This is a genomic window from Bacteroides sp. AM23-12 (genome assembly GCF_003434395.1).
Taxonomy (GTDB): domain Bacteria; phylum Bacteroidota; class Bacteroidia; order Bacteroidales; family Bacteroidaceae; genus Bacteroides; species Bacteroides thetaiotaomicron.
Map to the genome: position 1 here is coordinate 20133 of NZ_QTLF01000027.1, position 20274 is coordinate 40406.

Consider the following 20274-nt stretch of genomic DNA (forward strand, 5'->3'; position numbering starts at 1 on the left):
TGTTCTTTATTTCTGCAAGCTCTGCTCTATATTTTGCAAACGACGTTCCAGTGCTGCGTACTTTTCATCCTTCTCTTTCAGCAGACGTTCGTAGAGTTCAGTGATTTTTTCGATAGGATTGAAGTTGTTGACTCTATTATCAACACTATTGTCACTATCTTCTGTATAAGACTTAACTGTACCCAAACTAATCTTTGCTCCACCTGTATATTGTTCCGAATCATTCACCGTATTATTTTCAAACACCACCGTCTGCGCATCCTCTTCCAAACTCTTCAGATACTCGAAAGGAACTCCCAATGCCCGTGAAAAGCGGTGTAACATTTCATCATCAATCACTCTCATCTGCTCATATTTAGATACTGCTGATTGTGATAAATGTACTAATTGGCTTAAAACCTCCTGATTCATATTCTTTTCTATACGAAAACGACGTATGTTATGTCCATGATGAACTCTCCCAACAGTTAATTCTTCTGCTTCCATGATTCTTTTTTCTTTTTAAAATCCAACAAATATACAAATGAAAAGTTTCGTTCGAAGCAAATATACGAAAAAAACGAATAGATGTGGTAATATGAATAAAAGGAATATTCCAACTTAGCAAATGGAATAAAAATCATATTACTTTCATTCTAAAGTTCAAAAAGAAATTAGAACTTTGCCAAGTATAAAATAAACACCAAACGAACAAATATGATAAAAGTATTGACCGAAACAGAATACAAGTTCTTAAAAGAATTCATTGCCTTGATAGAAAAATACAACTTACTTTTCACTACAGATGAAAAGGGAGAAATTGAAGTCACAGTTCATAGACAACAATTAGCAACAGAAACAAATCAGAATTCAGATTTACTACATACTCCCATACACTTAGGAGATTGTTTCGACGAAACAGAACTAAATTACATATTAGATCAAACTGATGAAAGAATAAAACAGATAGCAGAAGAATATCAGTCAGAAGAGATATTCACCCAACATCTAAGCAAAAACAATAAATCCTAATCTATATATAAATACCCCACCAGTCTTTTTTTATCCCCACGGCCTCTTTCTTTTTCATAAGGAAGGGGTCGTCCCTTTTAAAATAAAGACATCAACTCCAAACAGCGGAAAGCTTCATATTCGAATCAGTTATACGCTAAATTGTTAGTCCATATAATTCAAGTATCAGTATCATACGGGGCAAGCGTTGGTTTCCTCGGAGGAAACGCCAGTTCCCTTTAAAAGGAACGATCGTTTCCATTAAAAGGAACGCCCGTTCCCTCATTGGGAAACGACAGTTTCCATTACAAGAAATGACAGGAAACTATAAGTCATTGAGATCTAACCACATAGAGTTCTATCGGTAATGTTATAGAGTTTATGTTCATGTCCAAACTGTATAGCTCATTTCCGCACGGTTTTGAGCTAAATGATAGTCGGTTCTATCTTCAATTCTCCTCCTTCGGGAAGGAGGAGTACCCGTAGGGGGAGGTGGTAGGTGAATACATAATCCTGTCATTTACAAAGAAATAGGTATAAACATTATTTTTCCTACCACCTCGGTCTTCGACCACTCCTCCTTCCTGAAGGAGGAGAATGGAGTTACTATTGTGTACTACTGTTTAGTTCATTCCTTTGCAGTTTTCAGGAATCTGATGATGGAAGAAAATAATAAACTGAAGAATATAACCATGACTATAATGCTTTTTTCTATAACTCCCATAAAAACTTATTAAAAAAAGGGGAGCGAAGCCCCCCTTGACTTCACTCCCCCACAATCTTTCTCCTCTACTTTTTGCCTAATACACGGAGAAAACAAGTTTGAATTAAAAAAAGTTACACCTAATATTTATAAACCTCTAGAAATTTCTACCAGTATCCCACCAGAGGCGAGTTCCACCGTTATCTTCACCTCCCAAAGCTTTCTTCAAAGCAGAATATTGAGTAGGATTGTTTTTTTGAATGTCTGACGGATATGGCAAGCGACGAATACGTATGTTGGTATCGATAGCTCCACCACTATTGTTCACAAAGACTTTGAACAACTGCGGATAACCTGTACGGCGTTGTTCTGTCCAAGCCTCATAGCCTTCAGGATAACAAGCAATCCACTTCTGTGTAAGGATTCTTTCCAGTTGCTCTTCCGGAGAAGCACCTCCATCCCACTTCGGAGTCACTTTAATCAGCGCTTTCACATCATATTTTGCTTCGAAGGCATCGACATAATCGGAAGGAGTAGCATCACTTGTGAGATAATCGCCTACATTCACTCCCCATTGCTGACAGGAAACCGTAATACCTTTCTCGTAGCAGTCTTTCACGTTTTCGGAAGTAAATCCACGCAAGGCAGCCTCAGCACGAAGGAACCATACTTCGGCAGCAGTCATCAAGATAGCATCGGTCTGTTTGGTTATCGTACTCTTGGAATGCAGACGGTAACGGTTCTCGTCTTTTACAGTAACTCCTGTTCCTTGGGGAACACCTTTATAAGTACCGGCAATCTTATTTCTTTCGGCAATAATCAAATTACCCTTTTCGTCTTTTATATCACCACCTTCCGCTTTCGAGTAATACTTAATCAGTCGCGGATCATTATATCCTACCAAAACAGACTCCATCGTAGCACCCATGAATACTTCTCCCCAGCCTTCATTGACTGTTCCCAGCGGATTCTTATAACCGCTTTCGGTAGAAACGGCAACTGTTTCATCCGCACTCTCCAACACGCCACCGGCAGTTGCATCCATCGCTTTGGCAACTTCTGCTCTCGCCAGATCAGGGGCACTCATCGATACACGGATTGCAAGCCGCAAGCGGAGAGAGTTTGCAAACTTCACCCACTGTGACAGTGTACGTTTGCCTGCCGGCATCAGAATATCGGCAGCAGCAAAAGGTTCGAGAGCGGCATTGGCTTTCTTATATTCGTTGATCAGTTTGACTCCTTCGTCCAAATCTTTGAAGAACTGACGGTAAGCGGCTTCCTGACTATCGACATTATCACCCTCTTCCTGTCCGAATTTAGTGTAGACAATAGGGCCATAAGTATCAGCTATACGGTGCATCAACTCGACTTTCAGGATTTTGGTCACTCCCAGCAAACCTTTCTGTTCCTGATTGATCTTCTCCGATTTCTGAGCGGCGGTCATTATATATCCATAAGTATATGTCCATGCCGAGCCTGTCCAGCCGTCATTCAAAGCATATACAGAGTTCTTGTCATTGAAACTGTTGTTCATATCGTGAAAATATCCGGCAAACATATCATGACCCAGATTCTGTATAGTCTGGAAAGTCCAGTCGGTACCTCTTCCCCAATCGTAATTAAAGTAAATACCCTGCTGCATGACTCCGAGGTTCAGCACATATTTCTGAAGATCATATTCCTGAAGTTCAGGCGTATATCCGGCTTTATTGGCATTATCTGATTCAAAACCATCCGTACATCCGGTAAATGTCATCAGTCCGGCTACTAACAGATTCGCTATATATAGATTTTTTTTCATAATTCGCTTGCTTTAAAGTTAGAATGTAAATTTAACGTTGAAACCAATGTTACGGGTTGTCGGCATACCGAATACATCAACTCCCTGATTAGTGTTACCTACAGACAAGATAGCATCCGGATCGAAAGGAGCATCTTTGTAGAAGAAGAACAGGTTACGTCCCACCAATGATACATCGATACCGGTGAATACCTTAGTCTTGGCCAGCAAAGTAGACGGGAACGAATAGCTCAGAGATAATTCGCGTAAACGTATATTGGTCGCACTGTACATATAACGCTCGGAGATACCGTTACGGTCACCTACTACTGAATAGAAACCTTCTACATTCTCAAATCTTGTTCCGTCAACTTCCACATAACCTCTGTCACGTGCTTCAGCTGTAGCCTTCGTTACCCCTCTGCCGTCCAATGTAGCTTGTGTCAGAGACATAACATCACCGCCTTTACGCATATCGATCAGGAAATACAGAGAGAAACCTTTATAAGTGAAAGTATTAGCCCAACTCAACAGGAAGTCCGGATTGCAATTTCCCAGATAAGTATTATTGCCCGATTCTGAAATAGGTTTGCCTTCATCGGATACTTTAATCTTACCTTGTTCGTCACGTGCGAACGTATTTCCATAGATGTCTCCCAAGGAACCGCCTTCTTTAATCTGCATCATATATGCCATAGAGAAACCCGGGTCACCATATACGAAGGAAGTATAATTCGGAGCCAGTTCGACTACCTTATTACGGTTTTGTGAATAATTGAAAGTCGTTTTCCAACGGAAATCTTCGGTCAGCACCGGAGTAGCTCCCAATGTGATTTCAAATCCCTTGTTGCGAATCTTACCTGCATTGATATAACGGTATGCATAATCTTCACCCGCACTGGTCGGTACTTTCAGCAACTGATTCTTAGTATCTGTCTTGTAGTAAGTAAAATCAAAATCAACACGGCTGTTGAACAGTCTCCATTCCAGACCAAATTCAATAGAGTTACTGATTTCCGGTTTCAGGTCACCCCTGTTATATACGTCTACTGCCTGCAATTTTCCTCCGGCTCCGATGATATCGGACAAATCGGTAATGCCAATCGGTAAGTCGTTACCTACCTGCGCCCATGATCCGCGAATCTTTCCGAAAGAAATCCATTGCGGTAATTTAAAGCTTTCGTTGATCACCCAGGAGAGTCCTACAGAAGGATAGAAGAATCCTTTGTCCACACTATTGGTATGTGACAACGTGGACGACCAGTCATTACGTGCTGTCAAGTCGAGGAACAATGCGTCTTTCCATCCTACCTGTGCTGTTGCGAATACGGATTGAATTGTACGTCTGCGGTCAATCACCTGCTCGGCAGAAGCACTGGTGTTCATTACAATATTGGGAACAGTGAATAAGTTGGGTTTGTACAAAGAAGCTGTCTTGGAATCCAATGTCAATGAATTCTCGGTCTGCACATTAATACTACCACCCAAAGCGGCATTCACGGAGAAATCACCGAAATGCTTGTTGAACATAGCCATCACGTCACCATAAATCAGGAAGTTCTGTGTGTCGGCATATACATAGCGGCCGTTATTTCCTACAATGGCAGGAGAAGTGCTCGCATACATTTTCTGGTCAAACTTATCGCTGACGTAATCCACATTTCCACGAGCTTGCAGGTTGAGCCAGTCGGTTGCTTTCAGATTAGCAGTCAGGGAGGCCAATGCACGGTAGCGCTTATTGTTGTTCAAGATACGGTTCTTTACCCAATATGGGTTTTGTGTCCATTCGCTCGGAGTGGTAAACCAGCTCTGTACGGGCATATTACGATTCTCGTCGAACTTTTCGAAATTAGTGGCATATTCGCTCAGGTCCTGTCCGCGCGGGAAACCATAAACGTCCACCAACGGATTGAGATAGATACCTCCGGAAGTAGGAGAGTTTTTAATAGTCTGCACCATCAGGTTAGCATTGGCGTCCAGTTTCAGACGGTCATTGAAAAGAGAAGCACTCTCACGCAAAGTCAGATTGTGCTTACGCAATTTGTTGGAGTCGACAATACCTTTGGCGGTCGTGTTGGCATAAGAGAAGTAAGTCTGCAATTTCTCATTACCAGTCATCACAGAAACCGAGTTGATAGCGGTCACTCCATTGCTGAACCAGTTTCCGGCATTATCATAGTCCTTCACATTTTCCTTTTCTCCCCAGCTTGAACCGGCTTTCGCTCCATAACTATTTTGAAATTCCGGCAAACTGATCGCATGATCAACTGTCAGACCGGATGAGTAAGTAATTCTCTGGATTCCTGCTTTACCTTTCTTAGTCGTAATAAGAATCACCCCGTTGGCTGCCTGCGAACCGTACAATGCAGCAGCAGAGGCACCTTTCAGAATACTCATGCTTTCAATATCATCCGGATTCAGATTGGAGATACCGTCACCTGCATCACGGTTGACACCGTCATTCTTACCACCCATAACAGTAGATACGGATTCTGTGGTGCTATTGAGCATAGGCACACCGTCAATCACATACAACGGCTGGTTATTTCCGTCTTCGTTGGCCGAACGGGTACCACGGATAGATACTTTGGCCGAACCTCCCAGACCGGAAGCACTCTTGCTGATCTGCACACCTGCCGATTTTCCGGCAAGGGCGGCAATCATGTTGGGGTCTTTGGCACGGGTCAGTTCGTCGCCTCCGAGCTGTTGGGTAGAATAAGTCAGCGAGGCGGCTTTTTTCTTGATACCCATAGCAGTTACCACTACCTGCTCCAGTGCCATCGACTCTTCTTCCATCTTGATCTTGAAAGTGGTTTGTCCGCTGACAGAGAGGCTCTGTGGTTGGTAACCTACATAGGTGATATTAATGATAGCGTCGCTTGGCACTTTCAAAGTAAAGTTACCGTCCAAATCGGTGATTGTACCATTCGTCGTACCTTTTTCCACGACACTGGCGCCAATGATAGGCTCGCCTCTCATGTCGGTCACGACACCTTTCACCGTAATTTGTTTCTGTTGCTGTGTGGATGCATGTTCCGTTATGTTCTTGGTCAGCACGATATTATTGCCTTCTACCACATAATGGATACCTGTTCCTTCAAAAGCCTTATCGAGTATTTCGGATACCGGCTGATTGGTAGCATCTACATTAACTACCCGCTTGGTATCGACACTTTTTTTATTGTAGACAAACAAATAGTCGGTCTGAGACTCAATCTGGGTAAGCAATTCGCTTACTTTCAGAGTCGAACGCGGAATGCTTATTTTAGCACTCTGAGAGTATCCATTCTCACAATAAGCCTGGAATGTTACGAACAGAAGAAGGAATAATGTGATCTTCATAGTCAGTATTATTTGCTTAGATTCTAAACTTTTTGGGCAAAAAAGCCCTTTCAAAGAAATTTTTCTCATATCTTTGCAACGTGTTAAGTTAATAAATTGATTAAGGTCGATTTTTGACTGTTTCGAATCGGGAAGTATGGGGGTACTTTCCGATTCTTTTTCGGTAAGGGGTATACTTATTGACTGTTATTCATAATCATTATGCTTTTAAAGGGTTAGTACTAATTTAAGGTGTATATCATTGAGCTCAGTTATTCATCTTAATTTTTATTCTGGCTTTATTCTATCCGGATGCTGTCTCCTTCTTCACTGATCGAATAAGTAAACGGGTGATCTTTCTGGATAACCTTGAGAATGTGTTCAACGCCGTCCTGTTCCTTGAACTTGCCCGTACAGCGATAATTCAGCACTTTCGGATTCTCTACGGTGATCTTCACATTATAATATTTCTCCAGCTTGGTGAGGATGCAACTGAAAGGAGAATCGTCGAAGCAATACAGTCCTTCCCGCCAGCGCAGATAATCATAAGAAGGCAGAACGGCTTTTTTATATTTTCCCTGATAGGAACCGAAGAATTCATTCTTAGTCAGGCGGGTCAGCGGACGTTCATTGTCATAAGCGTAAATATCAACGATGCCCTCTACCAAGGTAGTCTCAAATTCATTGCTTCCTTTATAAGCGCAGACGTTGAAATGAGTGCCTACCACTCTGACCTGATTGGTCTCCGTATTTACGTAGAAAGGTATCTTCTTATTCTTCGCTACTTCGAAATAAGCCTCTCCGTCCAGTTCCACATCTCTGTCGCGGCGCCCGAAGTCAGATCTGTAACTCAGCGTCGATTCAGAATTCAGCCAGACTTTGGTTCCGTCCGCCAGCGTAATCTGTGCCCGTTGACCGGCAGGAACAGTGACCGTCTGCAACTGTGCCAATTTATCATACCGATATTCATTAATCAGAAATCCGCAACTGACAGCTACAATTACAGCAGCAGCTATACGGGCACTCCACCTTAACATGGGAATGATGCGAGCGCCCGCGCCTGCTTTCTCTCTCATTTTTCTCTTAGAGTCAGTAAAAAGGGCGATGTCAAACAGCATACGTTCTTTCTGCAATGTCTTCCGGTTTTCTTCCGATTCGTCCACCCAGTTAAGAATGCGTTTTTCTTCGTCGACAGAAGTCTCGCCCTTAAAATATTTATGTAGTAAATCCTGGTTCATAGATATTGTCTTTTCCTATTTATATTTATAGAAAGGCTTTTTCTCTCCCTTCTATATATAAAACAGGTCAGCCTTGAACAACCCTAACGAAAAATGCGATTATTTTTAAAAAAGAATAGAAACCAGGTAATCTTTCAGTTCGGTACGCAGAATTTTCAATGCTTTGGTGATGTGGAACTCCACACTTTTGACGGAAATGCCGAGTTGTTCCGCTATCTTTTTGTTCGGAGTATTTTGATAACGGCTCAATATAAAAATCTGCCGGCTTTGGTTCGGCATACGTTTCAATGCTTTCTGTACGATATGCTGTATTTCCGAATCAAAGATCGCATCCGGTTCGCAGGCTTCCAGTGTAGAGATTCTCAGGTCCAGTTCCCGCTGGCTATGGCTATTTATCTCTTCTTCGGCCCGAAGACGCACCTGCAGATGTGCCAGATAGTTGAGCGCTTTGTTTTTGATGATAGTCAGCAGCAGACCGTGCAGATTGGAATCTTCTTCCCACTTATCCCTGTTTTCCCACAGAGTAATCATTGACTCCATCAATATATCTTCCGCCTCCTGCCTGTCTCTTATATAAGAATAGGCAAACGACAAAAACTTCTCTTGATTCTCATGAAAGAATTCAGAAAAAAGTTGAATAGAAGATATGTTGTTCGTTTGGTGCATCACGCATAAGATTTACAGGCTATTTTCATTAGTTCGTACAAAAGAACACATATTTTCGCAGAAAAGCAAAATAATAGACAAAAAAATAGCCCGAATACTGAGTAATCGGGCTATCACATTATCTAAAAGCTATCTGCTTTTTTACTTCTTTTCCGGTCTTGGCATCAATACTTTTCTTGAAAGTTTGAATTTTCCTGTCTTCGGATCGATGTCGATCAGTTTCACTTCGATCTCATCACCTTCCTTGATTCCGGCTTCTTCCACTGTTTCCAGACGTTTCCAGTCGATCTCGGAAATGTGCAGCAAACCGTCTTTACCCGGCAGGAATTCAATGAATGCACCGTAAGGCATGATAGAGCGAACTTTACCTTTATATACTTCGCCTACTTCAGGAACAGCAACGATTGCTTTGATCATGCGCATTGCATCATCAATACATTTCTTGTTGGTTCCGGAAACTTCGATGCGTCCCATACCGTCTGTTTCTTCGATAGTGATAACAGCACCGGTCTCTTCCTGCATACCTTGAATGATTTTTCCACCAGGGCCGATTACAGCTCCGATAAATTCTTTAGGAATAGTCATTGTTTCAATGCGAGGAGCATGGTCTTTCAGGTCAGCACGCGGTTCAGCGATTGTCTCGGTGATCTTGTCGAGGATGTGCATACGTCCTTCTTTAGCCTGGTTCAAAGCACGTTCCAGAATTTCGTAAGACAGACCGTCTACCTTGATATCCATCTGAGTAGCAGTGATACCGTCTCTTGTTCCGGTTACCTTGAAGTCCATATCTCCGAGGTGGTCTTCGTCACCGAGGATGTCAGACAATACAGCATATTTTTCTTCGCCCGGATTCTTGATCAGTCCCATAGCAATACCCGATACCGGCTTCTTGATCTTCACACCGGCATCCATCAATGCCAATGTTCCGGCACATACGGTAGCCATAGAAGAAGAACCGTTAGATTCGAGGATTTCCGAAACAACACGTACTACGTATGGATAGTCAGCAGGAATCTGTCCTTTCAAGGCACGCCAAGCCAAGTGACCGTGACCGATTTCACGACGGCCTACACCACGTTGAGCTTTTGCTTCGCCTGTAGAGAAAGGAGGGAAGTTATAGTGCAGCAGGAAACGTTCTTTTCCGTGTTCCAATACATTGTCGATAATCTTTTCGTCGAGCTTCGTACCCAAAGTGACAGAAGTCAGAGACTGAGTTTCACCACGAGTGAAAATAGCAGATCCGTGAGGACCGGGCAGAGGACCAACCTCACACCAGATCGGGCGGATTTCAGTAGTCTTACGACCATCCAGGCGCTTGCCTTCGTCAAGAATTGAACGACGCATCGCTTCTTTTTCTACATCATGATAGTAACGGTCGATCAGCGGAGCTTTTTCTTCAAGTTCTTCTTCAGAGAACTGAGCCTTGAACTCTTCGCGGATAGCATCAAAAGCATCGAAACGTTCGTGCTTGTTGTTATTTCCGGAAGCAGCTACTGCATAAGCCTTGTCATAACAAGCCTCACGAACTGCCTTACGCAATTCTTCATCGTTTACTTCATGGTTATATTCACGTTTCACTGTCTTGCCTACTTCTTCAGTCAGCTCCATCTGAGCCTTGCAATGCACTTTGATAGCTTCGTGAGCTACCTTCATTGCTTCCAGCAGTTCAGCTTCAGATACTTCGTGCATTTCGCCTTCTACCATCATGATGTTATCATAAGTAGCGGCAACCATCAGGTCCATATCAGCTTTTTCCAGTTGGTCAAAAGTAGGATTGATTACAAACTGACCGTCGATACGTGCTACACGTACTTCCGAGATCGGTCCGTTGAAAGGAATATCTGAAACAGCGAGTGCTGCAGAAGCTGCCAATCCGGCCAGTGCATCCGGCATATCTACACCGTCAGCAGAGAAAAGGATGATATTTACATATACTTCTGCGTGATAATTATCAGGGAATAGTGGGCGGAGAGCGCGGTCAACGAGACGACAAGTCAAAATCTCATAATCGGAAGCTCTACCTTCTCTCTTGGTGAAGCCACCAGGAAAACGGCCGAATGCCGCAAATTTTTCTTTATACTCTACCTGCAAAGGCATGAAATCTGTTCCGGGAACTGCATCTTTAGCGGCACAAACAGTAGCTAATAACATGGTGTTTCCCATGCGTAGCATTACAGAACCGTCTGCCTGTTTTGCCAACTTTCCCGTCTCGAGTGTGATGGTTCTTCCATCAGGTAACTCGATCGTCTTAACAATTGGGTTAATCATAAAAATTGTTTTATCTATACTTTTCTTTCAAAATTCCTGCAAAGATATACATTTCTCGTTGTAATCAGGTGGAAATGAGCTAAAAAGTTAGACGCTATATGTTTTTTTTGCAAAATAGAGGTGAAGAAGCAGGCAAAAAGCTTTGAGTAATCTCGAAAAGACGTATATTTGCAACTCTTAAAAAACACACGAGATATGAAAAAGATAACTTTTGTAGCGCTTGCCGCACTTACCATTACAGCTTGTAGTTCCGGTCCTGAGTTTGAAGTGAACGGAGACATATCAGGGGCCGACGGGAAAATGCTTTATCTCGAAGCTTCCGGTCTGGAAGGTATTGTTCCGCTTGATTCGGTTAAATTGAAAGGAGAAGGTACATTCAAGTTTAAACAACCCCGCCCCGAATCACCCGAGTTTTATCGCTTGCGGGTAGACAACAAAGTCATCAACTTTTCTGTGGATTCTATCGAAACGCTACAGATCAACGCTCCATATGTTGATTTCTCTACCGCCTACACGGTAGAAGGATCTGAAAACAGCAGTAAGATAAAGGAACTGACGCTGAAACAAATCAATCTTCAAAAGAATGTGGACGAGCAACTGAATGCGCTGCGTGCCAACAAACTGGGACACGATACGTTTGAAGAGAACCTCGCAACACTGCTGAAGAACTATAAGGAGGACGTCAAAGTGAATTATATATTCGCAGCTCCCAACACGGCAGCCGCTTACTTCGCCCTGTTCCAAAAGCTGAATGACTATCTGATCTTCGATCCGCTGAACAACAAGGACGATGTAAAATGTTTTGCAGCTGTCGCTACCAGCCTCAACAATACATATCCGGATGCTGTACGTTCAAAAAATCTATATAATATCGTAATCAAAGGGATGAAAAATACCCGTCAGCCACAGAGCAAGTCTCTGGAAATTCCACAGGACAAGATCATCGAGACCGGTATTATCGACATCGCCCTGCGTGACGTGAAAGGAAATACCCGCAAACTGACCGACCTGAAAGGGAAAGTAGTGCTGCTGGATTTCTCCGTATTCCAGTCACCGGCAGGAGCGCCTCACAATATGATGCTTCGCGAACTATATAATAAATACGCAAAGGATGGGCTGGAAATCTATCAGGTATCTCTCGACGCAGACGAGCACTACTGGAAAACCGCAGCAGGCAACCTGCCCTGGGTTTGCGTACGTGACGGCAACGGTGTCTACTCGACCAACGTAGCTGTATATAATGTTCGCCAGGTTCCATCCATCTTCCTGATCAACCGGAACAACGAACTGAAGCTCCGCGGCGAAGACATCAAAGACCTCGAAGCATCCGTCAAGTCATTACTCTAAGTTGTTATAATTTAGCATATTTCATTTAAATATGTTACATAGCATCATTTTTCACTTGACAGATATCACTTAAAAGTCTATCTTTGCAGAGAAATAATTGAAGAGAGGGTTCCAACATGTGCCATGTTGGAATTCTTTTTTGTTTATATGACCATTTTAAATAAAAGGAGGAAAAACATCATGGCTTATATGTCAGAAGAAGGTTACAAAAAGTTAATGGCAGAATTAAAGGAACTGGAAACAGTGGAACGCCCCAAAATCTCTGCGGCTATAGCCGAAGCAAGGGATAAAGGCGACTTGTCGGAAAATGCAGAATATGATGCAGCCAAAGAAGCACAGGGGATGCTTGAAATGCGCATCAACAAATTGAAAACGGTCATTGCAGATGCCAAGATCATCGACGAGTCCAAACTAAAGACAGACTCTGTACAGATTCTGAACAAAGTGGAGCTGAAGAACGTCAAAAATGGCATGAAGATGACTTATACCATCGTTTCCGAAAGCGAAGCTAACCTGAAAGAAGGCAAGATTTCCGTAAACACCCCGATTGCACAAGGTCTGCTTGGCAAGAAAGTAGGTGATATTGCAGAAATTACCGTACCACAGGGTAAAATTGCATTAGAAGTAGTAAACATATCAATTTAACAGAAAGGCAGGTCTCCGTGTGAGGCTTGCCTTCTTTTATCTATCAAAGATTATGGCAACAATATTCAGTAGAATCATCGCAGGCGAAATTCCTTGCTACAAGATAGCGGAAAACGATCGTTTTTTTGCTTTTCTTGATATCAATCCATTGGTAAAGGGACATACGCTGGTAGTCCCCAAACAGGAAGTAGACTACATCTTCGATTTAAGTGACGAAGACCTCGCAGCAATGCACGTATTCGCAAAGAAGATAGCCCGTGCCATCGAAAAAGCCTTCCCTTGTAAAAAGGTAGGCGAAGCGGTTATCGGCCTGGAAGTACCGCATGCCCATATCCACTTAATTCCTATTCAGAAGGAATCGGATATGTTGTTCTCCAATCCGAAACTGAAATTATCGGATGAAGAATTTAAATCCATTGCGCAAGCAATCAGCTCCTCTCTATAAAACATGATGACGACATAAGTGAGCGGGCACCCTGAGAAGGGCGCCCGCTTTTTTTCATATCATACATTATATATGATTATTTCTTCAAGGGGTCCGGCGACTTGTCTTTGCTTTCGGCCACCTCAACCAGATAAACACCGATACAAATAAAAATGATGGCACACGTCTGCGTCCAGCTAAAACGGTCCTGTCCGAGAACCAGAGAGGCAATGGTCGCAACAATCAGAATCAGATAACCGTAGATCGCGACGACTGTTGTTTTCAGATACTTCAGACCGACCGGAAGCAACATATAGCTGATCGTTGTCGGAAATATGAGTACAAACATCAATATCAGGAAAGGTGTCCAATGGAACGGCATAGAGAACACCGGCGCATCAAATCCCGTAATAAATGTCACGATAATAGCGGAGACCGCCGCACCGGAAAATGTATATCTCAACATAGTCATCGCTCCGATAGAAGAAAGGATGCGCTGACTCAAAATCAGATAGACAGCATAAACGACAGAACTGATCAGACAAAGCATATTTCCCATGAAAGCATCGGAGGCCAAATCATCGCTCTGTTGGGTCAGGATGCAGACCAGTGCACCGACCAGTCCGATGGAGATTCCGAGAATCTTCTTCCATGTCGCCTTCTCCTTATAAAAGAAAATCATAATCAGAAACACCCAGATAGGCTGCAGACTGGTAAATATGGAACTGGATACAGGAGTCGTTTTACTCAACCCCGCCAGATAAAGAAACATAAAGCCGTACAGTCCGAATGCCCCTAACAGGAAAAGCAGCCATTTGTCTTTGGCGGATGACTTTTCCGGCGGCATGAACCATCCGATCACCCAAAATGCAGCGGCGGCAAAGGTGCAACGAAGTGTCGCACCTGTCAACGGGCTCATCCATAGGGGAAGCAGATACTTCAGGGCATTCATATTCAAACCGCTGAATATTTTTGATACAGCCATACTCAGATTGGCTTCCAGTTTCTTATTCTTCATCTTTTTTTATTTCAGTTGATCGTTAAACAAAAAGGTATCGCGGCGCAGGTAAGCCCAGAAGAATGTGACAATAGTTATCAACAAGTTGAAGACAAAAGGAAACTCTTGCGACTGGGTATGAAACAGATTTTGGAGAAAATCTATAATAAAAGGATAGAGCAAGATGGCGAGATAATTCATCATCATCACAAAAGCCAATGCCATTGTCGCCTTTTGAGGCAGTGCCGTATGCGTCGTTTTATCATACAGCATAGGCTGAATAATGCCATATCCCAAACCGACCAGGATACATCCCGGAATAATCAGCCATTCGATCGGGGCAATCCAGATCAGCGCCAGCCCCACAGCCATAGACAGGAGGCTGTATGCTTTGGTACGTTCTTTCAGTTCATCCACTATCTTGTCCAGACAGAAACCCGGAGCCATAATCGCTAAAAAGAAAAGCGAGATCATCAGTCCCGAATTGCCACTGGAGAAATGGTGTTTCTCCATCAGGAAAGAAAGGTTGAATATGACTGCCAGCACAATAAAAGTCGTCACTCCGTAGAAAAGCATGATCTGAAGCAGATGCTTGATATGGATTCCATATTTACTTCCTCCGGTATCTACGGCAGCCGTTTGTCCGGATGGCGCGGTACTTTGAGAAGAAGGTTTGACGGCAGCGTCAGACTGACTTTCTTTTAAGTGACCAACCAACAGAATAGAAATCAACGGGAGCAGATAGACCAAAAACGGCAAATGCCAGCTGACTTCCGCCAGATATCCGGTCACGGCAGTAGCTATCACCAATGTAAAATTGGTAATGGCAGAACTCAATCCGAATTGTTTCACCCGATAAGTACCCACAAAATATTTTGAGATTAACCCCGTGGACAGAGGAATAATCAGTCCGGAGCCGATGCCCAGCAGGGCACTCACAACGATCAACTGCCACATTTTGTTGGAGATCAGATACAAGATACCGCTTGCTGCAAAGAGCCAGAGTCCGATTTTCAGGATACGGACAAAATCGACCTTTTCGGTGAGTTTACCGCCCAAAAGGATAAAAGGGATAATCAACAACGATGGCAGCGAAGTCAACATCTGAATATCCAGGTCGGTTGCTTTCGGAAAAATTTTGGTAAGGTCGCCCAATATAGGCGAAACAGCCAGCCCCGGCAAAGAGGTCAATGCCGAGATAGACCAGATAGCTATTAAAGTGATAAGAGGTATTGTTCCCCTCCCAGTTTGTATTTTCATATACCGGTTCGTTAAAAGTTTAGGTCTGATGAAAACAATGATTACCTTATAAAGTTCAAATGAGACAACAGTGAATATTCAAAAAACGGGTGAAAAACACCCAAAAACTATCAGATTATGACCTAAAAACTATCCGTAGACAGTTTTTAGGTTAAATTCCGTCAGTTTCACCCCTGCCGTACTTAAAAAAATCCCGTAAACTTGCATCATCGAAATTTAACAACGAATATTCACAATTTAAAAAGCAACGTATATGAAAAGTGTAAGCTTCAGAAAAGATTTAGTAGGAGTACAGGACGAATTACTCCGTTTCGCTTATAAGCTGACAACCGACCGCGAAGAAGCAAACGATTTGTTGCAGGAAACATCATTAAAAGCATTAGATAATGAAGATAAATATATGCCTGACACAAATTTTAAAGGATGGATGTATACCATCATGCGCAATATCTTTATCAACAACTACCGCAAAGTAGTTCGTGACCAGACATTCATTGACCGGACGGACAACCTTTACCACCTGAATTTACCGCAGGACACAGGGTTTGAAAGTACCGAAAAAGCCTATGACCTGAAAGAGATGCACCGTGTAGTCAATTCATTACCCAAAGAATACAGAGTGCCGTTTGCCATGCATGTTTCCGGCTTCAAGTACCGCGAAATCGCGGAAAAGCTGAACCTGCCGTTAGGTACGATAAAGAGCCGCATATTCTTCACCCGCCAAAAACTGCAGGAAGAACTGAAGGACTTCCGCTAAACCTTAACAACACAATTCAATAGGTATCAGATAACTATAAGCTGCCAGTTGTCAGCAAATAGCCAAAGGCAAGAGGGAAACAACCCCTTCTTGCCTTTTTTATTTCCGTTCCCACCGCCTTACGCCTGCCCCAAAGCCGCCCCTTAATAAACGCCAAATAATGTAAAAGCCGAAAACTTTCAAAACCATCTGCTGTTGTTGAGGGAAATTCGACGGGGAAAATCCCCATCGCCCTAAACCTTTAAAAAAACAAATTAGTATGGAAGATTTAAATTTCAGAAAAGGTGATGCAAAAACCGACGTATTCGGTTCAGACAGAATGTTACAACCCTCTCCGGTAGAAAGAATTCCTGATGGACCAACCACCCCTGAAGTCGCTTACCAGATGGTTAAAGATGAAACATTTGCCCAAACTCAGCCACGCTTGAACTTAGCTACTTTCGTAACCACCTATATGGACGATTACGCTACCAAGCTGATGAATGAGGCAATCAACATCAACTATATTGATGAAACCGAATATCCTCGTATCGCCGTAATGAATGGCAAATGTATCAACATCGTCGCCAACTTGTGGAACTCTCCGGAAAAAGATACATGGAAAACCGGTGCGTTGGCAATCGGTTCTTCCGAAGCTTGTATGCTGGGCGGTGTAGCTGCATGGTTGCGCTGGCGTAAGAAAAGACAAGCTCAAGGTAAACCGTTTGACAAACCTAACTTCGTTATCTCAACAGGTTTCCAGGTTGTATGGGAAAAGTTCGCGCAACTGTGGCAGATCGAAATGCGTGAAGTGCCTTTGACTCTTGAAAAGACCACTCTCGACCCCGAAGAAGCGCTGAAGATGTGTGATGAAAACACTATCTGTGTTGTACCTATCCAAGGTGTTACATGGACAGGACTGAACGATGACGTTGAAGCACTGGACAAAGCTCTCGATGCTTACAACGCCAAAACAGGTTATGACATTCCTATCCACGTAGATGCCGCCAGTGGTGGTTTCATTCTTCCGTTCCTCTATCCGGATACGAAGTGGGATTTCCGTCTGAAATGGGTACTTTCTATCAGTGTATCCGGTCATAAGTTCGGTCTGGTATATCCGGGACTTGGCTGGGTTTGCTGGAAAGGCAAAGAATATCTGCCCGAAGAAATGTCATTCAGCGTCAACTATCTAGGTGCCAACATTACTCAGGTCGGCTTGAACTTCTCTCGTCCTGCCGCTCAGATTCTGGGACAATATTATCAATTCATCCGTTTGGGATTCCAAGGTTACAAGGAAGTACAATATAATTCTTTGCAGATTGCCAAATACATCCACGGTGAAATCGCCAAGATGGCTCCGTTCGTCAACTACTCCGAAAATGTAGTGAACCCATTGTTCATCTGGTATCTGAAACCGGAATATGCAAAAACAGCCAAGTGGACATTGTACGATTTGCAGGATAAACTGTCTCAGCACGGCTGGATGGTTCCGGCTTATACATTGCCTTCCAAATTGGAAGATTATGTAGTAATGCGTGTAGTTGTTCGCCAGGGATTCAGCCGCGATATGGCAGATATGTTGCTGGGTGATATCAAGAATGCAATTGCCGAACTGGAAAAACTTGATTTCCCGACTCCTACCCGCATGGCTCAGGAAAAAAATCTTCCGGTAGAAGCCAAGATGTTCAATCACGGTGGTCGTCGTCATAAAACCGTAAAAAAATAAATTGATCTATGGACAAAAAAGTAACACTCGCTCAATTGAAAGAAGTGGTACAGGAGGCATACGATCAGGTGAAAACGAATACAGGCGGTAAGAATGCCGACTATATCCCTTATCTGGCCAATGTCAACAAAGATCTCTTTGGAATCAGTGTCTGCCTGCTCAACGGGCAGACCATCCATGTGGGAGATACTGACTACCGCTTCGGCATCGAATCCGTATCCAAAGTACATACGGCCATCCTTGCACTGCGCCAATATGGTGCCAAAGAAATATTAAACAAGATCGGAGCTGACGCAACGGGCCTGCCTTTCAATTCAATCATCGCTATCCTGCTGGAAAATGACCACCCGTCTACTCCATTGGTAAACGCAGGTGCCATCTCCGCCTGCAGTATGGTAAAACCTATCGGTGACTCTGCCAAGAAGTGGGATGCCATCGTAGAGAACGTGACCGATTTATGCGGCAGCGCTCCCCAACTGATTGATGAATTGTACAAATCCGAATCGGATACGAACTTTAACAACCGTTCCATTGCGTGGTTGCTGAAAAACTACAACCGTATCTATGATGATCCGGATATGGCGCTGGACCTGTATACCCGCCAATGCTCATTGGGAGTAACGGCCTTGCAGCTTTCTGTGGCAGCCGGAACAATCGCCAACGGTGGTGTGAATCCGGTGACAAAGAAAGAAGTATTCGATGCCAGCCTCGCTCCCAAGATCACTGCAATGATTGCTGCCGTAGGTTTCTACGAGCATACAGGAGACTGGATGTATACCTCCGGCATTCCGGCTAAAACCGGTGTAGGCGGTGGTGTAATGGGCGTATTGCCCGGACAGTTCGGTATTGCCGCATTCGCTCCTCCTTTGGATGGTGCAGGCAATTCGGTAAAAGCACAATTGGCTATCCAATATGTCATGAATAAACTGGGACTGAATGTATTCAGTGACAATCACTTGATCGTAGTCGACTAGTTTATCGCTCTATGAGAAAAACAAAAGGTTGCTATCCTTCAAGGGGGTAGTAACCTTTTCTATTATCAATATCTTACTTCTATTTTCCTTAAGTACTCTATTCAAAAAAACAATGTACTTGAACACTGATATTCTCATTGCAATGAGAAAAATTTCTCACTGCAGTGAGAATATTTTCTCAAAGGCATGAGTATTTTTTCTCATTGTGGTGAGAATTTTTTCTCAAAGGTATGAGAACACGTTGAGAATATAGAGACTCATATCGCACTGTGTATCATTCCAATACAAATCGATACTGATATGAGTCTGACCTTATAAAAAAGGATTATGTCCCCTGTGCAGGCGCCGTCTTTTCTTCCTCTTCCGCATAATACTGCTTTTTCTTTTGATTAGACTGCTGAATCAGATTCGTAATATAGACTGTAAAGATCGGGAACATCATCATTCCCAAAGCTGCCAACAGCACGGAAAGTACCCTTCCGGTGGTCGTCATCGCGATTATATTCGACCCAACGGTAGTCACATCCATAAATGCCCACCACAAAGCGTCTCCATAATCTGTGACCAACGGATTCACTTTATGTTCAAGGACAAAGAAGGCAAGGCTGGCGAAATAGACCGTTGCCAACAACATTGTCAGATAGGAGACGAACAGGCTGGAAGCCCGGTTGTAGGTGAGCCAGCCCACTACGATGGCCAATGCGTATCCCCCTCTCAGCAAAGGAATAAACCGGAGTAGGTAAGTGACTTCGGGAGAAAAGGTCCACCCGTAATACGCAATGATGTTCTGATAAGGGATCGCCACCAGCAAAAAGATAAAGTGCGTCCGTATATAACGCCACTTATGCTTTGCCAGAAAAAACTCCAGTACAAAATCGAACAGGAACCAGATGCAGATCCACAACTGGATTTTCATGTACGAGGACTGTGTATAAAAAGGAATCCCTTTAAACGTATCAATAGAAATACTAATAACCAGAAAAAGGGACATTAACAATATAATAATGTGGAGAATGCCATAAATTCCCTTTTTCCCCAGAATAAAATCGGAAAGCGCTGATTTCATAACTACTTAATTTATAATAAAATGATTCTTATGTAACTTATAATGCTTAGAAACAATCTAAGAAAGCGATTGTTTCGGAACAGGCATCCGGAGGTTTACAATTGAGCCATCCGGCGATGTTAATTAACGAACT

The 20274-nt window shown here is 43.2% G+C and carries 17 protein-coding genes; 7 read left to right on the top strand and 10 right to left on the bottom strand.

The window, feature by feature from the left end:
* Window positions 1–6: 6 nt before the first annotated feature.
* Window positions 7–486, bottom strand: a complete 480-nt coding sequence (locus tag DW640_RS18085; RefSeq protein ID WP_048691870.1) for a helix-turn-helix domain-containing protein — start codon at window positions 484–486, stop codon at window positions 7–9.
* 210 nt (window positions 487–696) lie between these two features.
* Here DW640_RS18085 and DW640_RS18090 point away from each other — a divergent pair, with 210 nt between their 5' ends.
* Complete coding sequence (locus DW640_RS18090; protein WP_008763571.1) at window positions 697–1011, top strand: hypothetical protein; 315 nt, start codon at window positions 697–699, stop codon at window positions 1009–1011.
* A gap of 839 nt (window positions 1012–1850) precedes the next feature.
* Here DW640_RS18090 and DW640_RS18095 read toward each other — a convergent pair.
* The 5 genes from DW640_RS18095 to pnp form a co-directional block, all read right to left on the bottom strand.
* Window positions 1851–3494: a SusD/RagB family nutrient-binding outer membrane lipoprotein gene (locus DW640_RS18095; RefSeq protein ID WP_016269923.1), complete on the bottom strand. Its 1644-nt coding sequence runs from the start codon at window positions 3492–3494 to the stop codon at window positions 1851–1853.
* Between the two features lie 18 nt (window positions 3495–3512).
* Window positions 3513–6884, bottom strand: a complete 3372-nt coding sequence (locus DW640_RS18100; protein ID WP_199610418.1) for a TonB-dependent receptor — start codon at window positions 6882–6884, stop codon at window positions 3513–3515.
* Between the two features lie 209 nt (window positions 6885–7093).
* Entirely contained in the window at window positions 7094–8032 is a 939-nt protein-coding gene (locus tag DW640_RS18105) for a FecR family protein (RefSeq protein WP_117578793.1), read from the bottom strand.
* 105 nt (window positions 8033–8137) lie between these two features.
* The gene (locus DW640_RS18110) at window positions 8138–8698 is read right to left on the bottom strand and encodes an RNA polymerase sigma-70 factor (RefSeq protein ID WP_016269926.1); all 561 of its coding nucleotides are present in this window, start codon (window positions 8696–8698) and stop codon (window positions 8138–8140) included.
* 141 nt (window positions 8699–8839) lie between these two features.
* Window positions 8840–10966: a polyribonucleotide nucleotidyltransferase gene (gene pnp / locus DW640_RS18115; RefSeq protein ID WP_008765197.1), complete on the bottom strand. Its 2127-nt coding sequence runs from the start codon at window positions 10964–10966 to the stop codon at window positions 8840–8842.
* A gap of 195 nt (window positions 10967–11161) precedes the next feature.
* Here pnp and DW640_RS18120 point away from each other — a divergent pair, with 195 nt between their 5' ends.
* The 3 genes from DW640_RS18120 to DW640_RS18130 all read left to right on the top strand — a co-directional run bounded on the left by DW640_RS18120 (window position 11162) and on the right by DW640_RS18130 (window position 13403).
* The gene (locus DW640_RS18120; protein WP_008763566.1) at window positions 11162–12313 is read left to right on the top strand and encodes a TlpA disulfide reductase family protein; all 1152 of its coding nucleotides are present in this window, start codon (window positions 11162–11164) and stop codon (window positions 12311–12313) included.
* A 180-nt stretch (window positions 12314–12493) separates the two neighbouring features.
* On the top strand, window positions 12494–12958 hold the full coding sequence (greA, locus tag DW640_RS18125) for a transcription elongation factor GreA (RefSeq protein WP_008765198.1): 465 nt from the start codon (window positions 12494–12496) through the stop codon (window positions 12956–12958).
* A gap of 52 nt (window positions 12959–13010) precedes the next feature.
* The gene (locus tag DW640_RS18130) at window positions 13011–13403 is read left to right on the top strand and encodes an HIT family protein (RefSeq protein WP_008763564.1); all 393 of its coding nucleotides are present in this window, start codon (window positions 13011–13013) and stop codon (window positions 13401–13403) included.
* A 76-nt stretch (window positions 13404–13479) separates the two neighbouring features.
* On the opposite strand, the gene DW640_RS18135 is transcribed toward DW640_RS18130, so the two are convergent.
* On the bottom strand, window positions 13480–14400 hold the full coding sequence (locus DW640_RS18135) for a DMT family transporter (protein ID WP_117578794.1): 921 nt from the start codon (window positions 14398–14400) through the stop codon (window positions 13480–13482).
* 6 nt (window positions 14401–14406) lie between these two features.
* Window positions 14407–15639 (bottom strand): MFS transporter, encoded by a 1233-nt coding sequence (locus DW640_RS18140; RefSeq protein WP_008763562.1) that lies wholly within the window; start codon window positions 15637–15639, stop codon window positions 14407–14409.
* A 253-nt stretch (window positions 15640–15892) separates the two neighbouring features.
* Here DW640_RS18140 and DW640_RS18145 point away from each other — a divergent pair, with 253 nt between their 5' ends.
* A complete protein-coding gene (locus tag DW640_RS18145) occupies window positions 15893–16396 on the top strand; it encodes an RNA polymerase sigma factor (RefSeq protein ID WP_008763561.1) in 504 nt (167 codons plus the stop codon).
* A gap of 34 nt (window positions 16397–16430) precedes the next feature.
* Here DW640_RS18145 and DW640_RS24440 read toward each other — a convergent pair whose 3' ends face one another.
* Window positions 16431–16625: a hypothetical protein gene (locus DW640_RS24440; protein WP_016269929.1), complete on the bottom strand. Its 195-nt coding sequence runs from the start codon at window positions 16623–16625 to the stop codon at window positions 16431–16433.
* 30 nt (window positions 16626–16655) lie between these two features.
* On the opposite strand from DW640_RS24440, the gene DW640_RS18155 reads away from it, so the two are divergent.
* Together DW640_RS18155 and glsA are read left to right on the top strand one after the other, a co-directional pair.
* Window positions 16656–18101, top strand: a complete 1446-nt coding sequence (locus DW640_RS18155; RefSeq protein ID WP_008763560.1) for a glutamate decarboxylase — start codon at window positions 16656–16658, stop codon at window positions 18099–18101.
* Between the two features lie 8 nt (window positions 18102–18109).
* Window positions 18110–19075 carry a glutaminase A gene (gene glsA, locus DW640_RS18160; RefSeq protein WP_072067477.1) on the top strand — a complete coding sequence of 322 codons (966 nt, stop codon included), beginning with the start codon at window positions 18110–18112 and terminating at the stop codon, window positions 19073–19075.
* Window positions 19076–19400: 325 nt separating this feature from the next.
* Here the strand turns inward: glsA and DW640_RS18165 are convergent, their stop codons facing one another.
* Complete coding sequence (locus DW640_RS18165) at window positions 19401–20141, bottom strand: potassium channel family protein (RefSeq protein ID WP_008763558.1); 741 nt, start codon at window positions 20139–20141, stop codon at window positions 19401–19403.
* Between the last annotated feature and the right edge of the window lie 133 nt (window positions 20142–20274).

Bases quoted from the DNA above. Each gene is read 5' to 3' on its own strand.
- DW640_RS18085 (WP_048691870.1), bottom strand. From the start codon at position 486: ATGGAAGCAGAAGAATTAACTGTTGGGAGAGTTCATCATGGACATAAC.
- pnp (WP_008765197.1), bottom strand. From the start codon at position 10,966: ATGATTAACCCAATTGTTAAGACGATCGAGTTACCTGATGGAAGAACC.
- glsA (WP_072067477.1), top strand. From the start codon at position 18,110: ATGGACAAAAAAGTAACACTCGCTCAATTGAAAGAAGTGGTACAGGAG.
- DW640_RS18155 (WP_008763560.1), top strand. From the start codon at position 16,656: ATGGAAGATTTAAATTTCAGAAAAGGTGATGCAAAAACCGACGTATTC.
- DW640_RS18140 (WP_008763562.1), bottom strand. From the start codon at position 15,639: ATGAAAATACAAACTGGGAGGGGAACAATACCTCTTATCACTTTAATA.
- DW640_RS18095 (WP_016269923.1), bottom strand. From the start codon at position 3,494: ATGAAAAAAAATCTATATATAGCGAATCTGTTAGTAGCCGGACTGATG.
- DW640_RS18145 (WP_008763561.1), top strand. From the start codon at position 15,893: ATGAAAAGTGTAAGCTTCAGAAAAGATTTAGTAGGAGTACAGGACGAA.
- DW640_RS24440 (WP_016269929.1), bottom strand. From the start codon at position 16,625: ATGGGGATTTTCCCCGTCGAATTTCCCTCAACAACAGCAGATGGTTTT.
- DW640_RS18110 (WP_016269926.1), bottom strand. From the start codon at position 8,698: ATGCACCAAACGAACAACATATCTTCTATTCAACTTTTTTCTGAATTC.
- DW640_RS18105 (WP_117578793.1), bottom strand. From the start codon at position 8,032: ATGAACCAGGATTTACTACATAAATATTTTAAGGGCGAGACTTCTGTC.
- DW640_RS18120 (WP_008763566.1), top strand. From the start codon at position 11,162: ATGAAAAAGATAACTTTTGTAGCGCTTGCCGCACTTACCATTACAGCT.
- greA (WP_008765198.1), top strand. From the start codon at position 12,494: ATGGCTTATATGTCAGAAGAAGGTTACAAAAAGTTAATGGCAGAATTA.
- DW640_RS18130 (WP_008763564.1), top strand. From the start codon at position 13,011: ATGGCAACAATATTCAGTAGAATCATCGCAGGCGAAATTCCTTGCTAC.
- DW640_RS18090 (WP_008763571.1), top strand. From the start codon at position 697: ATGATAAAAGTATTGACCGAAACAGAATACAAGTTCTTAAAAGAATTC.
- DW640_RS18135 (WP_117578794.1), bottom strand. From the start codon at position 14,400: ATGAAGAATAAGAAACTGGAAGCCAATCTGAGTATGGCTGTATCAAAA.
- DW640_RS18100 (WP_199610418.1), bottom strand. From the start codon at position 6,884: ATGAGAAAAATTTCTTTGAAAGGGCTTTTTTGCCCAAAAAGTTTAGAA.
- DW640_RS18165 (WP_008763558.1), bottom strand. From the start codon at position 20,141: ATGAAATCAGCGCTTTCCGATTTTATTCTGGGGAAAAAGGGAATTTAT.